We start from the raw sequence: 14,687 nt of genomic DNA on the forward strand, positions 1-14,687 counted from the left end.
CCCGAGTCTGCCTCCGAATTTTGATAGCCTATTTCGGGACGTAGGTGAATCGCTTTCAGCGTGTGAAGGCCGCGATGATCTCGACATGGGTCGACCACCTGAACTGGTCGACGACATCCATCCAGGCGATGCCGAACCCTGCTTGGACGAGACGCGCTGTATCGCGCGCGAAGGTGACAGGGCTGCACGAGACCATGGCGACGCGTGAGATGTTGGACGCCGCCAGCGACTCCACCTGACGCTCCGCTCCCGCGCGGGGCGGGTCGATCACGGCAGCCCCGAAATGCGACAGCGCCTCGGCATCCAGCGGGCGCCGGAAAAGGTCGCGCGTCTCTGTCGTCACGGCATGGAGACCCGGCGCATGACGCCAGCCACGATCCAGCGCCTCCAGCATCTCCTCCTCGGCTTCGACCGCGTGAACGTGACCGCGCTCGGCCAGGGGAAGGCTGAACGTCCCGCAGCCCGCGAAGAGGTCGACGATGTCGCCCGTGGCGCCGTCCAGGGCCTCGCGCACGCCTGCAACGAGAGCGGCCTCGCCCTCGGTCGTCGCCTGAAGAAAAGCGCCCGGCGGCGGCGTCACCTGCGCGCGCCCGAACTGCACCAGCGGAGGCCGCTCCATCGCCACGACCTCGCGATCCCATGACAGTCGGGCAAGTCCCGCCTCGGCCGCGACGGCTCCAAAGTGCGCCTGCAACGAGACGTCGATCGGCTTGCCACCCGTCACCGCGACGTCGAGACCGCTGTCCGTTTCGGTCACTGTCAGCCGCACCTCGCCCTTCCGGCTGCCGCCGAGGGTGACGATCCGTTCCAGCACCGGAAGCGCCTCGACAAGCGCCGGACGCACCAGAAGGCAATGCGGCACCTCGCGGATCGCGTCGCTGTAGGGTGCATGAAACCCGATGATAGCGCCGGACTTGGTCCTGCGGCCCGTAAACGTCGCCCGCCGCCGCGATCCGGGCGGGGACGTATGGACACGACGCACCTTCGCCTCGATCCCAACGGCCGACAGCGCCGTCTCGACCACACCCGCCTTCCAATCCGCCACGAAGTCATCCGAGGCGTGCTGAAGCGCGCACCCGCCGCAACCGCGATAGTGTGGACAGGGGGCCGACACGCGGTTCGAAGACGGTGTGACGATGCGCGGCGAAGCTAACCGGTCACCCGAAAGCTCACCCTCGACCACCTCGCCCGGCAGGGTGCGCGGGACAAAAACGGGACCCTCCGCGATGCCGTCCCCAAGGTGACCCAGACGCAGGATGGTCGCCTGCATCTACTCGGCCGCCTCCTGCACGCCAATAAAGCCGCCCGACTGGTGACGCCAGAACTTCGCATAGACGCCGTCCCGCGCCAGAAGCTCTTCGTGCGTTCCCTGCTCGACGATGCGTCCATCCTCCAGCACGACGATGCGGTCCATCTGCGCGATGGTCGACAGCCGGTGCGCGATGGCCAGCACGGTCTTGCCCTCCATCAGCGACGACAGCGACTCCTGGATCGCCGCCTCGACCTCGGAATCGAGCGCACTCGTCGCTTCATCCAGCACGAGGATCGGCGCGTCCTTCAGGATCGCCCGCGCCAGCGCGATCCGCTGCCGCTGCCCGCCGGACAGTTTCACGCCGCGTTCCCCCAGATGCGCCTCGTACCCCATGCGGCCCCTGTGATCCCTCAGCTCCAGGATGAAGTCGTGCGCCTCGGCCAGCTCGGCCGCGTGGATCACGTCCTCCTTGCTGGCCTCGGGCTTGCCATAGCGGATGTTTTCCAGAGCCGAACGGTTGAACATCGAGGTTTCCTGCCGGACCATCGAGATCATCCGCCGCAACCCGTCCTGGGTCACATCGCGAATATCGGTGCCGTCGATCAGGACACGCCCCTCTTCGACATCGTAAAGCCGCAGCAACAGAGACGTGACGGTGCTCTTCCCGGCCCCCGAGGCGCCGACCAGCGCGACCTTTTCGCCAGGCGCGATCTCCAGGTCGAACCCATCCAGCGCCGCCTTCGACGTGCCGTAGCCGAAATGCAGGTTCTCGAACCTTATCGCGCCCTTCGCGCGTCCCGGATTGATGGCGTCGGGCCGGTCGAGGATCGTGTGCGCGGGTGTCAGCGTGCGGATCCCGTCTTCGATCTCTCCGATATTGGTGAAGACCCCAAGGGCGGCGAAGCTGACCCATCCCGTCATCGTGGCCAGCCGCGTCGACACGAGCCCCGCGGTCGCGATGTCGCCGGCGGTCGCCGTGCCCTGCCCCCAAAGCCACAGGGCGATGCCGATCAGCGCCGCGGGAAGCGCGCCCGCCAGAGTGAAGATGAAGATGCGGAACGTCACCACGATCCCGGCCCAGGCCACGCCCGCCTCGCGGAACCCGGCCAGCGCGTCGTCGGTCGCCCGTTCCTCGGCCGTGCCGTAGGCGAACAGCTTGACGGTGGCGACGTTGGTGATGGTGTCGACGATCTGCCCCGTCACCACCGCGCGCCGCGCGGCACGGGTCTGCGAGCGCATTCGGATCCTCGGGATGAAGTAGCGGATCAGCACGACGTAAGAGAGCGACCAGACGACGACCACCGCCGCCAGGCGCCAGTCGATGAAGGCCAGAAGCGCCGCCGAACTGATGACAGCGGTCAGCGCGTTGCCGATGGCGTTCGTCACCTCGGTCACCACGTCGGTCAGGGCCCGTGCCGTCTGCTGGCTTTTCTGCGCGATGCGCCCGGCGAAATCGTTGTCGAAATAGGACAGGCTCTGCCCCAGGGTGTGCCGATTGATCCGCGACAGGACCAGCGAATAGAGGTTCGTGCCCAGGACCACGGTGTTGTACGCCGCGCTCAACACCATCGTGACCGGCCAGAGCACGACGAAGAACAGGACGAACCCGGCGAACACCATCCACTGCTCGGCCAAGAATCCAGGCCCCACGATCTGCGCCTGGTCGATCATCCAGCCGATCAGCCAGTAGCCCATGACGCTGATGACACCCCAGACGACCGAGGTGAGGGCCGACAGCCCGATCTGCGTTTCAGCCCCTTCCAGCGACCAGCGCATGAAGCGCCACAGCGTGCGCGGCGGCGGGCCGTCCGCCGGTCGAAATGGATCGATCCGGTCGGCGAGCCAGCGATAGGGCGCGGGAACGTGACCCAGGTCGCGCTCGAGATGGACGGGATCGGGAACCTTCACTCTGCTGCCTCTGTATTCAAAAATCCGCCCGACTGGCGGGACCAGAACCCTGCATATAGTCCTCCGCCCGACAAAAGCGCAGCATGACTCCCGTCTTCGACGATCCGGCCTTCGTCCAGGACGACGATCCGATCCAGTTGCGAGATGGTCGACAGCCGGTGCGCGATGGCGATCACGGTCTTGCCTTCCATCATGCCGTACAACGTATCCTGAATTGCCGCCTCGACTTCGGAATCTAGGGCGCTCGTCGCCTCGTCCAGCACGAGGATCGGCGCATCCTTCAGGATGACACGCGCCAGCGCGATCCGCTGCCGCTGGCCGCCCGACAGCTTCACGCCTCTCTCGCCGACCTGGGCGTCATAACCGGACCGGCCCTCGGGGTCGCGCAGCGTCAGGATGAAATCATGCGCCTCGGCGCGCCGTGCCGCCTCGACCATCTCGGACTCGGTGGCGTCTGGACGACCGTAAAGGATGTTCTCACGCACCGAGCGGTGCAGAAGCGACGAATCCTGCTGGACCATGCCGATGCGGGCGCGCAGCGAATCCTGCGTCACGTCGCGCACATCCTGCCCGTCGATCAGTATCCGTCCGCCCTCGACGTCGTAGAAGCGCAGCAGCAACTTCACGAGCGTCGATTTGCCCGCGCCCGAACGGCCGACAAGGCCCACCTTCTGACCCGGCTCGATGACCAGTGACAGCCGGTCCAGCCCGTCCGAACCACGTCCGTAATGGTGGCTCACCTCCTCGAAGACGATACGTCCCGACCCGGGCACCAGCGGCCGGGCGTCGGCCCGATCGACCAGGTGGATCGGCTGCGCGATGGTCTCCATCCCCTCGGCCACGACACCCAGGTTGCGGAAGAAAGACGTCAGAGCCCACATCAGCCAGCCCGTCATGGCGGACAGGCGCAGCACGATGGTCGAGGCGACGGCGACGACGCCCACGCTGGCGGCACCGGCAGACCAAAGCCAGATCGCCCATCCGATGACTGCAACCGTCAGGAAGCCGTTGATGACCGTCAGGCTCAGATCCATCGTGGTGAAGATTCGCATCTCGTTCTGGAAGGTGCGCCGCGAATGCTCGATCACGTCGCGCGCATGGTCGAGTTCCGCCGAGGTATGCGCGAACATCTTCACCGAATGGATGTTGCTGTAGGCGTCGACGACCCGCCCCGTGACGGCACTTCGCGCGTCCGACGATATCTTCGACGCAGGCCCCACCCGCCGAACCGTCCAGGTCACCAGGAGACCGTACAGCATCAGCCAGAACGCCAGCGGCACCGCAAGCTGCGAGTCGGCGTCGGACAACAGGATGAAGGCGCCGACGACATAGGCCGTCGCATAGGTCATGGCGTCGAAGACCTGGAACACCGCTTCGCCCGCCGCAGGAGGCGTCTGCATGATGCGGTTCGCGATCCGTCCGGCGAAATCGTTCTCGAACCAGCCGACCGACTGCCGCAGCACATGCGCGTGCGCCCTCCACCGGATCAGCGTGCCGAAATTCGGAAGAATAGTGTTGTTCAGCAGCCCGACGTCCAGAGCCTGGATCGCCGGTCGCACCAGCAGAAGAAGCGCCGCGACCCCCAGCATCTCCAGCCAGTGCTGATCCCAGAAGGTCGAAGGCTCGCTGACGGCCAGCAGATCGACCAGCCGCCCGATGTAGTAGATCAGCCAGATCTCGATCGCGGCCACCGCCACCGACATGACTGCCGCGACACCGAAGATCGGCCAGAACGGCCGGCTTAGACCCTTGATGAACGGCCAGAGCCGACGCGGCGGCGTGTCTTCGGCCGGATAGGAGACGTAAGGATCGACGAGGTTTTCGAAGAAGCGGAACATGAGGCGGAGGCCTTGACGAAGAAATGCGATGAGATGACGGCGGGGACCACAGGCCCATCCACCACAGGATCGGGCCGGTCAGATGCGGCTGTCGGGGATCCTGTCGGTCATCGTGCGCTCCATGTTCTGCAGGTTTCCGATAGCGCAAAGAGCGCCGCTTGTCACCCCGGCTTGTCGTCGAGAAGCGCCTCGCGGTCGAGGACGAACCCGCTCTCGATCCAGAGCCGCTCGAGTCGCTTCAACTCCGCGCCCAGCCGGTGCCCTTCGAACCGCGGCATCAGGTCGGCGGCGACGACGGGAAACTTCTTCGCGGCGCCATGCTCCGCCGTCTCCAATTCGTCCGTCAGGGGCCGCCCAAGGCTCGCCGCCCGAACAAGCATTGCGTCGCGCGCAGTCTCTGACCCGAAGCGATAGCCCGCCTCTCCCGGCGCAAGGCCTCCTGCCTCGACGATTCCGGACAGCCTGTCCGTTTCCTTCCGGGACAGGCGAAGAGCATCTGACGGATCGCCGCCAAGCGCGGCTAGCCGTCGCAACGCATCGGGCTCGACCCCCGCGAGACTTTCGAGCGCGACAAGCGGCGCCAGCGCGGTATCGTCCGAGCCCGGCAGTATGGCCGGCAGTACGCCCGTCACCCGCATCGCAGCCAGCGCCGGCGCCGGGTCAGGTGCCGCCAGAAGCCGCTTCATTTCCGCGCCGACCCTCTCGCGAGAGAGAGTTTCCAAACCCTCGACCGTCCGCGCTATGGCGTCGAGTGCATCGGGATCGAAGCCAAGAGAAGGATCGCCGTACCAGGCATGGAACCGGAAGTACCGAAGGCTCCGCAGGTAATCCTCACGGATTCGCGTCTCGGCGTCCTCGATGAACCGTACACGGCCCGCCCGCAGGTCACCCAGACCGCCGAGCGGATCCACGACCTCGCCCGAAGAATCTGCGTAAAGCGCGTTCATCGTGAAGTCCCGCCGCCGCGCATCGTCGTCCAGACTGTCGGAAAACGCGACGACCGCGCGGCGCCCGTCCGTTTCGACATCGCGCCGAAATGTCGTGATCTCATAGGGCACGCCCTCCGACACCACCGTCACGGTGCCGTGGTCGATGCCCGTCCCCACGGCATGGAGCCCCGCCTCTGCCGCCAGCTCCATCACCCTCTCCGGCCGAGCATCCGTCGAGAGATCCACATCGGTCACGGGCCGCCGCAGAATGGCGTCGCGCACGCATCCGCCCACAGCGAAGGCGTTATACCCCGCGTCGTTCAGAAGCGAGAAGAGCCGCGCCGCGCCCGGCGCGATCAGCCAGTCAGCCTCGATCCGCATCGTCGCTCATCCGGTCCGCCAGGGCGCGAAGCATCCGCGCCGTCGCCCCCCAGATGTAATAGGGTCCCCAGGGCACGGTGAAATAATAACGCCGCTCGCCCCGCCAGCGCCTGTACTGAATGCGATAGTTTGCGGGGTCCAGAACATGGGCGAGCGGAACCTCGAAGACCTCGGCGACTTCGCCCGCCTCGGGAACAGGCTCGAATCCGGGCAAAATGAGCGAAACGACGGGCGTCACCATAAAGCCTGTCACCGTCTCGTGCGGGGGAAGCGTGCCGAGGACGCGCACGCTCGACGACGGCAGCCCGATCTCCTCATGTGCCTCGCGCAGGGCTGCGGCGCTGGCGTCTGTGTCGACGTCTTCGACCTTGCCACCGGGAAAGGCGATCTGGCCCGGATGGTGCTTCAGCCGAGACGACCGCTTCGTCAGGATCAACCCCGGAGACGCCTCGTGATCGACCACGGCGATCAGGACCGAAGCGTCGCGCAGCGTGCGTCCGTCCGGAAGCCGGATCTCGGGGTTCAGGTCATAGTCCGATGAAGGCCGCCCCGCACGGGCCACGGCCGCCCGCAGGGAAGCCTCGGTGTCAGTCATCGTCCTTCGCCTCGAACCCAAGCGTCTTGGGGTCGAACTCGTAGTGCGCGCCGCAGAACTGGCAGTCCGCCGTCACGATACCCTCGTCCGTGGTCATGTGAGCGATATCCTTGGCCGAATAGATCGACAGCGTCTGGCGCACGCGGTCGGGCGAACAGGTGCAGCCGAACTCGACACGCTGCGGATCGAAGACCCGAGGCCCATCCTGATGGAACAGCCTGACCAGAAGCTCGGTCGGCTGGACGCTCGGTCCGATCAATTCGATGTCGTCGGCGCTGTCCAGAAGAATGTTCACATGCTCCCAGTCGCGCGCCGCATCACCATCCATGATGTCCTCGGCCGCAAGCAACCCGCCCTCGCCCGATCCACCGCCCTGCATCAGCGGCGAGGCCTCGGGCATCTGCTGAAGCATCACGCCGCCGGCCCGCCAATGCATCGGCTCGCCGGGCAACTGCGTCTGCCCGTAAGACAGTGCGAACCGTGTCGGAAGCTGCTCTGACTGTGCGAAATAGGTTTGGGCGCAGGCCGAGATCGAATCTCCCGCAATGGGCGTGATCCCCTGATAGGGCGTCGTGCCCGGTCCCTGGTCGATAAGCACGGCGAAATAGCCCTTTCCGATCTGCGGAAAGGGTTCGCCCGAGGGGTCGAGCCGCTGCTCGTCGAAGCTGGCATAGGCGCGGATGCGGGCCGGACCGCCGTCCTCGGTCGGGGCGAAATAGTCCGTCGCCACAAGGCGCGCGGGCCCGTCGCCCCGGACCTGCAGCGACAGCTTCCAGCGCAGCTTGATGGTCTGCCCGATAAGCGCTGTCAGCAGAACCGTCTCGGCTACCAGCGCCTCGATGGCGGGCGGATAATCGTGCTGCGCCAGAACGCGACGAAGGACGCCGTCCAGCCGCGCGACCCGCCCACGCGTGTCGGTGCGGTCAAGCTGGAAGGGCAGGACGGTATCGTCCCAGGCAATTCTCGTTCCAAGATTCATGGGGTTTCCCTGGCGGTCGGCACCATGCCATACCGCGACTATATAGGTGCCCCCGTACGAGGTCCAAGCGATGATCCCCCGCGTCGGCGATCCGGTCCGTCCCGGCATCCGCTATCGCCACCGCCCCGGCGTCTATGCCGTGCTCGTGCGCGATGGCCGCGTTCTTCTGACATTTCAGGCCGATCCGGTGCCCGAGTACCAGCTTCCTGGCGGCGGCATGGATGCGGGCGAAGCGCCGGTCGCCGCGCTGCATCGCGAAGTCCTCGAAGAGACCGGCTGGCGCATCGCCGTCCGGTCCAGGCTGGGCGCGTTCCGCCGCTTCACCTTCATGCCCGACTACGACATCTGGGCCGAGAAGGTCTGCCACATCTATCTCGCCCGCCCCGCCCTGCCCCGCAGCGGTCCGACCGAGCCCGGTCACAGCGCGATCTGGGCGGAGCCCGCCCGCGCCGTCAAACTGGTCGCAAACGACGGCGACCGTCTGTTCCTGGCGCGCGCCCTCGGTCTCTAGAGACGCTCGATCACCACCGCGGACAGGTCGTCGGGAAAGTCATCCGATCCCCGGTGGGCGGCCAGACGGTCGAAGATCGTCTCGACCAGCGCCGGTCCGTGAACACCCGATGTGTCGCGCAGGATCTCCGCCAGCCCTTCCTCTTCCAGCAAGACGCCACCCGGCCCCGGACATTCGGTCAGCCCGTCGGAATAGAGGATCAGCCTGTCGCCCGGCTCCAGCGTCAGACGACGGGTGCAGAACTCCCCCTCATCCAGAAGGCCGATCGGGGTGCTGAACATCTCGACACAGATCACGCTGCCGTCACGTCGCTGCACCATCGGACTGGGATGACCGGCCTGGCACAGGACAACCTCTCCCGTGACCATGTTCAGATGCGCGAGCGACAGCGTCAGATAGTGATCGTTGTCGCCATCCGATTGGAAGATGCGATTCAGCCGCGCCAGCGAGGCCTCGGGCTTCGCCATCCGGTAGCCGCCCTGTCCGTCCGGCTCCAGCGCCACGTTCCGTTCGGGCGCTCCATCGCCCAGGTATCCTGCAAGCCGCGCCGTCATCAGCGCCGAGGCCACGCCGTGACCCGAGACGTCGACGGAATAGAGCCCAAGCTCGCTGTCGTTGACCCTGAAGTGGCCCACGAGGTCGCCGCCCACATGCCCGCTTGGCCGGAACAGCATCGACACCTCGTATCCGCCTAGGACGAAATGCCGGTCCGGCACCAGACCTTCCTGGAACACCCGGGCGCCCCGCAGGTCACGGTCGATGGCGGTATAGGCGTCAGACAGCTTCCGCAGCGCCGCCGACAGCGCCGCGTTCTTCGCCGACAGGTCCTTCTGCGCGTTCACGACCCGCTCGCCCGCCCGCAGCCGGGCCCGAAGCTCGACCGCGTTGAAGGGTTTCGAGAGAAAGTCGTCCGCCCCGCTCTCCAGTCCCTCGGCCAGCACCTCGCTCTCGCTTCGCGCGGTCAACAGGATGAAATACGCCGGCCGCCCCTCGGCCAGTTCGCGGAAGGCGCGGCAGAAGTCGACGCCGGACATCCCCGGCATCATCCAGTCGCTGATGACGATGTCGATCGGCAGCGCTCGCACGAGGTCCAGCGCCGCCTCACCGGAGGCCGCATCGACGGCGTCGTATCCCCAGCGTTGCAGCGCGCGGACCAGCAGACGACGCTGCGCCCGGCTGTCGTCCACAACCAGCACCGGCTGAACCACCATCGCAGCCTTGGAGGGCCCCAGAACGTCACGGCTCTTCATGCCTTTCCTTGGCCTCTCCCGGGTTAAGTTCGGGTGAACGCGCCTGGCTACTCCCCCTTAACCTGACCCTGATTATCTGCCGCGCGGAAGGAGCGCGCCCATGATCGACGCCCGTCGCATCGACGAGTTGAGGGAGGAGGTCGGATGCGACGACCTGGCCGAGGTCGTCGGCCTTTTCTGCGAGGAGGTGGAGGAGGTTCTCGCCACCCTCGACCGCAGTGCGACCGTCGAACAACTCCACTTCCTCAAGGGCAGCGCGCTCAACATCGGTCTCTCCCAGCTAAGCGCCATCTGCCTCGCCGAAGAAGACCGTCTTCGCGACGATCCGCAGTCCCGGCCGAAGATCGAAGACATCCGCGCCGCATACTTCAAGGCTCGTCCCGCGCTGCTCGCCCTGCTCTGACAGCGATTCGCGCCGGAAGGCGATTGACCTCGCCTCAGCGGTATTGCGGACCGAGCCGCCCCAATGTTGCCTCTTCGATGACAATAGAGTGGCGGGGTCGAATAAACCTCGGGCGTATGATGCCGCACACTGGCCCCGGACCCTCGGCTAATCCAAATCTAAACTATAGTTAGACGGCCAAAGTATTCATCACTTTCAATGCGTTACGCTTTCGTCCGGCGCTCGCTCGCCGACCGTAAAAGCAATTGTGGCGTCCTGCCCAAGTCTCGCCATCATGGGTTCCTAGCGTCTGCCTCAAGGCTCACACACGCACCATTCAGGAGGAACAGAATGACCCGTACACTCACCGCAACGATCACCGCCGCGCTTCTCGCGTCGGTCGCGCTGATCCCCGCCGTGACCGTCGTTTCCATCGTCACCGCCGACGCCGCTTACGCCAAATCGGACAATGCGGGCGGCAACGGAAAAAGCGACCGCTCCGAGCGCGGCAACAAGGGCGGCAAATCCGGCGGCGGTGAGACCGCCTCGCGCGGCAACGGCAAGTCGGGCGGCGGCATCGAGGGCATGTTCCGCAAGCTGACCGGACAAGAAAAGAAGGCGGCCCGCGTGGCCCCCGCTCGTTCGAATGCAACCCAGACGGTGAAGGTCTCGAAAAAGGCCGATCCGATGCATCCCTCGAACCTCGGCAACATGAACGGCGCGCTGAACGCGAACACGAACGCCGTTCTCGCCCACATCCGCAATGGCAACACCAACGGGCCCGTCGGCCTCTTGGCCGGTCTCGCCGTGGCCAACGCCAATGCCGAAGGCGCGCAGGAGGTCATCGACCTCGCGGATGACTTCGCCGCCCTGCAAGCAGCGCTGGAAGCGAACGGCTACACCTCGGTCGAGGACTACTATGCCGATCTCGACGGCACCGCGGGCATCGATCCGATCACGTCCATCGACGAGGCGCGCGCGGCCTTCGACGCCGATCCCACGAACGCCGATCTTGAAGCCACCCTGGACCTGGCGCTCTCCGACGCTGGGTACGACTCGCTCATCGACTACGACGACGACCGCGCAGGCGAGGCCGGCATCGCCGAGATCGCCGAGCTCGCCGAGTCCATCGAAGGCCTGGGCGGCGACGTCGAAAATCGCGGCGACATCACGGCCGAAGAACCCCTACCCGAGGATATCGAGACCGCGAACGCGGCGCTTGAGGCCGAAGGCTCGGCGGAAAGCTCGATCCTCGCCTTCTGGAACAAGAACCCCGACTCGACCGACGAGATCTCGGCCGAGGAGCAGGCGCTCCTCGACAAGCTCTACGAACGGCTCGAGGCGGACAGTGCCCTGATCGACGAGGCCATCGGCGCGGGCGACGAGGCGGAAGAAGACGTCGGCTCGATCGAGGACGACGCCGAATGCGAACTGTCCGAAAGCTGCGACGACCCGCTTGACGAGGTCGTCGTCGTCGCCGAGTAGGCGCGCGCGGATACAGCGACACGGGGGCGGCTTCGGCCGCCCCTTTCCTTTGCGGCCCACGCCTTGTTCCCCTCGGGAAATCGTCGTAAACGCGCCCGGACTCCAGAACACGGGAAGCCCCATGTCCGCGCCCAAGAAAGTCGTCCTCGCCTATTCCGGCGGCCTCGACACGTCGATCATCCTCAAGTGGCTCCAGACCGAGTACGGCTGCGAGGTCGTGACCTTCACCGCCGACTTGGGCCAGGGCGAGGAACTGGATCCAGCCCGCAAGAAGGCCGAGCTTCTGGGGATCAAGCCGTCGAACATCTTCATCGAGGATGTGCGCGAGGAATTCGTCCGCGACTTCGTCTTTCCGATGTTCCGCGCCAACGCGCTCTACGAGGGCCAGTATCTTCTCGGCACTTCCATTGCCCGCCCCCTCATCTCGAAGCGCCTTGTCGAGATCGCGGCCGAGACGGGCGCAGACGCGGTCGCCCACGGCGCCACCGGCAAGGGCAACGACCAGGTCCGGTTCGAGCTTTCGGCCTACGCGCTGAACCCCGACATCAAGGTCATTGCCCCCTGGCGTCTGTGGGACCTGACCTCGCGCACGAAGCTCCTCGAATTCGCCGAGGCCAACCAGATTCCGATCGCCAGGGACAAGCGCGGCGAGGCCCCCTTCTCGGTCGATGCGAACCTTCTCCACACCTCGTCCGAGGGCCGCGTGCTGGAAAACCCGGCTGAGGAAGCGCCGGACTACGTCCTGCAACGGATCACCAGGCCCGAGGACGCGCCCGACCAGCCCGAGATGGTCGAGATCACCTTCGAGAAGGGCGATGCCGTCGCCATCGACGGCCGGGCCATGTCGCCCGCCACCATCCTGACCCGCCTGAACGAACTCGGCGGCAAGCACGGCGTCGGCATCTTGGACCTCGTCGAGAACCGCTTCGTTGGCATGAAATCCCGCGGCCTCTACGAGACGCCGGGCGGCACGATCCTCCTCGAGGCCCATCGCGGCATCGAGCAGATCACGCTCGACAGCGGGTCCGGGCACCTCAAGGACTCGATCATGCCGCGCTACGCCGAGTTCATCTACAACGGCTTCTGGTTCTCGCCCGAGCGCCGCATGCTTCAGGCGCTGATCGACGCCAGCCAGGAGCACGTCTCGGGCACCGTCCGCGTGAAGCTGTACAAGGGCTCCGCCCGCACCGTCGCCCGTTGGTCAGAGCAGTCGCTCTACTCCGAGGCCCACGTCACCTTCGAAGAGGACGCCGGCGCCTACGACCAGAAGGACGCCCAGGGCTTCATCCAGCTCAACGCGCTCAGGCTGAAGCTGCTGGCGGCCCGGGATCGTCGGCTGAAGCGCTGACGGCGGCTTTCATCGGTCCCGAAATATCCCGGGGTCCGGGGCAGAGCCCCGGTCCGCCGCAACCCGAAGGCGCACCGACGCAATACCGACGTGATACCGACGTAATACCGATCCCCGTCAGCCCATCTTTTCCGTCGCCATCCGCCCATAGAACGGCAGCGCCGCATCGGCCAGATCCGCCGCCTCGCCCTCGAGCCTAGGCAGAGAACCTTCAGCCCCGGCAAAGCCGGTCGAGCGGTGGACGGCGCCGTACCAGTGCGGCGCCCACGCCCCGTCGAACGGCTTGGGACCGGCAGGCCAGGCCAGCATCACGGGGTCGAAGGACAGCCCGATCCTGTCGCAAAGCCGCCTCAGCATCCTCTCGGGATCGCGGCGAATGTCGTCGCTGTCCAGCACCGGCCCCGGAAACCGCTCGTATAGCTCGACCTGCTGCTGGAAGCCGATGTCACGCAGGGTAGGCCTTTCGCGCTTGGCGACATAGCTCGCCACAACTCTGGCCGGATGACGGATCAAATGGACGTTGACGCACTCCTCCGCCCAGTCCAGCGGGAAGCCGTCGACCATGTGAAACGGCATGTGCTTCATGTACCAATGGGCCTTTCCGCCGGGGTTCGGCCCGCTGATTTCCCGAGCGATCGCAACAGGATCTGTCTCATGTGCGCCGATGATCTCGGTCCGCATCGGATGGTCGATCTCCGTCGCCGCGAGATAGGCCGCATAGAACGGCTCATCCCAGGCTGCAAAGTCCGCCCGGTTGCCGAAGGCGTAGAGCATCGCGGTCGACAGGTTCCGCGGCCCGCTCCACATCGCGATCTTCATCGCGCCACCAGGTCCTTGTACAATGCAAGGAGACGCTCGGTGACCGGCCCGAGGCCGCCTGCGCCGATGACTCGCCCGTCGATTTCACTGACCGGGGTCTGAGCGCCGAACGTCCCGGTCAGAAAGGCTTCGTCGGCGGAATAGGTCTCGACGAGCGAGAAGTTCTTCTCGAAGACCGGGATCCCGTTCGCCCGGCACAGCTCGATCACCTTCTTCCGCGTGATGCCGTTCATGCAATAGTCGCCCGTCGACGTCCAAACCTCCCCCTTGCGCACGATGAAGAAGTTGCAGGCGTTGGTCGTATTCACGAACCCATGTACGTCCAGCATCAGCGCCTCGTCCGCCCCCGCCTTCTCGGCCGCGATGCAAGCGAGGATGCAGTTCAGCTTTGAATGACTGTTCAGCTTCGGATCCTGTGTCATCGGCAATCCGCGCATGTGAGGCACGGTCGCAAGGCGAATCGGGCGCGCGATTTTCGGACGCGAATGTTCCATGATGATGACAACGGTCGGCCCCGACCGCGACAGCGCGGGATGCTGGAAGGGCCGCGTCTTCACACCGCGTGTCACCATCAGGCGTGCATGGGCATCCGTGGTCATCCCGTTCGCTCGCTGCGTCTCCTCCAGCGCTGCCGTCAGGCCGCGTCGGTCGAGGCCGATGTCCAAGTCGATGGCCTTTCCGGCCTCGAACAGGCGGTCGAGATGCTCATCGAGAAACGCCCATGTGCCGTCATACAGCCGCAGCCCCTCCCATACACCGTCGCCCAGCAAGAAGCCCGAGTCATAGACGCTCACCAATGCCTCGGCGCGAGGCTTCACGACACCGTTCACCCAGACCAGGATCGCGTCGTTTCGGGCGTCGTCTTCCGATGCATGGGTTGTCTGCTGATCCATTCGACCTCCGTTTTACCGTGACGCTAGTCATGGTCGGGGTTTGAAACAACTCTCACCATCGCGCGACATCACGCTCGCTTGAGTGGACGTCGTCGCGTCAAGGGCCGCAGGCTGGAA

Annotated in this window: 13 protein-coding genes; 4 read left to right on the forward strand and 9 right to left on the reverse strand. The window is 65.7% G+C overall.

The window, feature by feature from the left end; all coding sequences use genetic code 11:
- Nucleotides 1–55: 55 nt before the first annotated feature.
- From EF888_RS21115 to hslO, 6 genes are all read right to left on the reverse strand, one after another.
- The gene (locus tag EF888_RS21115) at nt 56–1,270 is read right to left on the reverse strand and encodes a class I SAM-dependent RNA methyltransferase (protein WP_109759183.1); all 1,215 of its coding nucleotides are present in this window, start codon (nt 1,268–1,270) and stop codon (nt 56–58) included.
- Nucleotides 1,271–3,124, reverse strand: a complete 1,854-nt coding sequence (locus tag EF888_RS21120; RefSeq protein WP_241239924.1) for an ABC transporter ATP-binding protein — start codon at nt 3,122–3,124, stop codon at nt 1,271–1,273. It abuts the gene before it with no gap.
- A gap of 32 nt (nt 3,125–3,156) precedes the next feature.
- Entirely contained in the window at nt 3,157–4,998 is a 1,842-nt protein-coding gene (locus tag EF888_RS21125; protein ID WP_109759184.1) for an ABC transporter ATP-binding protein, read from the reverse strand.
- A 161-nt stretch (nt 4,999–5,159) separates the two neighbouring features.
- Nucleotides 5,160–6,308: a CCA tRNA nucleotidyltransferase gene (locus EF888_RS21130; protein WP_109759185.1), complete on the reverse strand. Its 1,149-nt coding sequence runs from the start codon at nt 6,306–6,308 to the stop codon at nt 5,160–5,162.
- On the reverse strand, nt 6,292–6,903 hold the full coding sequence (locus tag EF888_RS21135; RefSeq protein ID WP_109759186.1) for a CoA pyrophosphatase: 612 nt from the start codon (nt 6,901–6,903) through the stop codon (nt 6,292–6,294). Before EF888_RS21135 ends, EF888_RS21130 begins: the two co-directional genes overlap by 17 nt.
- Nucleotides 6,896–7,882: an Hsp33 family molecular chaperone HslO gene (gene hslO / locus EF888_RS21140; RefSeq protein WP_109759187.1), complete on the reverse strand. Its 987-nt coding sequence runs from the start codon at nt 7,880–7,882 to the stop codon at nt 6,896–6,898. Before hslO ends, EF888_RS21135 begins: the two co-directional genes overlap by 8 nt.
- A 70-nt stretch (nt 7,883–7,952) precedes the next feature.
- Here hslO and EF888_RS21145 point away from each other — a divergent pair, with 70 nt between their 5' ends.
- Entirely contained in the window at nt 7,953–8,393 is a 441-nt protein-coding gene (locus EF888_RS21145) for an NUDIX hydrolase (protein WP_109759188.1), read from the forward strand.
- Here the strand turns inward: EF888_RS21145 and EF888_RS21150 are convergent.
- Entirely contained in the window at nt 8,390–9,643 is a 1,254-nt protein-coding gene (locus EF888_RS21150) for a PP2C family protein-serine/threonine phosphatase (protein ID WP_109759189.1), read from the reverse strand. The genes EF888_RS21145 and EF888_RS21150 overlap by 4 nt on opposite strands.
- Before the next feature lie 100 nt (nt 9,644–9,743).
- Here EF888_RS21150 and EF888_RS21155 point away from each other — a divergent pair, with 100 nt between their 5' ends.
- The 3 genes from EF888_RS21155 (at nt 9,744) to EF888_RS21165 (ending at nt 12,858) form a co-directional block, all read left to right on the forward strand.
- Nucleotides 9,744–10,046, forward strand: a complete 303-nt coding sequence (locus tag EF888_RS21155; RefSeq protein ID WP_109759190.1) for an Hpt domain-containing protein — start codon at nt 9,744–9,746, stop codon at nt 10,044–10,046.
- 330 nt (nt 10,047–10,376) lie between these two features.
- Nucleotides 10,377–11,510, forward strand: a complete 1,134-nt coding sequence (locus tag EF888_RS21160) for a hypothetical protein (RefSeq protein WP_109759191.1) — start codon at nt 10,377–10,379, stop codon at nt 11,508–11,510.
- A gap of 121 nt (nt 11,511–11,631) precedes the next feature.
- Nucleotides 11,632–12,858 carry an argininosuccinate synthase gene (locus EF888_RS21165; RefSeq protein WP_109759192.1) on the forward strand — a complete coding sequence of 409 codons (1,227 nt, stop codon included), beginning with the start codon at nt 11,632–11,634 and terminating at the stop codon, nt 12,856–12,858.
- Nucleotides 12,859–12,975: 117 nt separating this feature from the next.
- On the opposite strand, the gene EF888_RS21170 is transcribed toward EF888_RS21165, so the two are convergent.
- Both EF888_RS21170 and EF888_RS21175 read right to left on the reverse strand, forming a co-directional pair.
- The gene (locus EF888_RS21170; protein ID WP_109759193.1) at nt 12,976–13,677 is read right to left on the reverse strand and encodes a sulfotransferase-like domain-containing protein; all 702 of its coding nucleotides are present in this window, start codon (nt 13,675–13,677) and stop codon (nt 12,976–12,978) included.
- A complete protein-coding gene (locus EF888_RS21175) occupies nt 13,674–14,570 on the reverse strand; it encodes a D-amino acid aminotransferase (protein WP_109759194.1) in 897 nt (298 codons plus the stop codon). Before EF888_RS21175 ends, EF888_RS21170 begins: the two co-directional genes overlap by 4 nt.
- Between the last annotated feature and the right edge of the window lie 117 nt (nt 14,571–14,687).

Origin of the sequence: Silicimonas algicola, from assembly GCF_003970735.1 — a bacterium.
GTDB lineage: Bacteria > Pseudomonadota > Alphaproteobacteria > Rhodobacterales > Rhodobacteraceae > Silicimonas > Silicimonas algicola.

Coding starts and splice junctions, on each gene's coding strand:
- EF888_RS21165 (WP_109759192.1), top strand. CDS start 11,632: ATGTCCGCGCCCAAGAAAGTCGTCCTCGCCTATTCCGGCGGCCTCGAC.
- EF888_RS21115 (WP_109759183.1), bottom strand. CDS start 1,270: ATGCAGGCGACCATCCTGCGTCTGGGTCACCTTGGGGACGGCATCGCG.
- EF888_RS21170 (WP_109759193.1), bottom strand. CDS start 13,677: ATGAAGATCGCGATGTGGAGCGGGCCGCGGAACCTGTCGACCGCGATG.
- EF888_RS21135 (WP_109759186.1), bottom strand. CDS start 6,903: ATGACTGACACCGAGGCTTCCCTGCGGGCGGCCGTGGCCCGTGCGGGG.
- hslO (WP_109759187.1), bottom strand. CDS start 7,882: ATGAATCTTGGAACGAGAATTGCCTGGGACGATACCGTCCTGCCCTTC.
- EF888_RS21130 (WP_109759185.1), bottom strand. CDS start 6,308: ATGCGGATCGAGGCTGACTGGCTGATCGCGCCGGGCGCGGCGCGGCTC.
- EF888_RS21150 (WP_109759189.1), bottom strand. CDS start 9,643: ATGAAGAGCCGTGACGTTCTGGGGCCCTCCAAGGCTGCGATGGTGGTT.
- EF888_RS21125 (WP_109759184.1), bottom strand. CDS start 4,998: ATGTTCCGCTTCTTCGAAAACCTCGTCGATCCTTACGTCTCCTATCCG.
- EF888_RS21175 (WP_109759194.1), bottom strand. CDS start 14,570: ATGGATCAGCAGACAACCCATGCATCGGAAGACGACGCCCGAAACGAC.
- EF888_RS21160 (WP_109759191.1), top strand. CDS start 10,377: ATGACCCGTACACTCACCGCAACGATCACCGCCGCGCTTCTCGCGTCG.
- EF888_RS21155 (WP_109759190.1), top strand. CDS start 9,744: ATGATCGACGCCCGTCGCATCGACGAGTTGAGGGAGGAGGTCGGATGC.
- EF888_RS21145 (WP_109759188.1), top strand. CDS start 7,953: ATGATCCCCCGCGTCGGCGATCCGGTCCGTCCCGGCATCCGCTATCGC.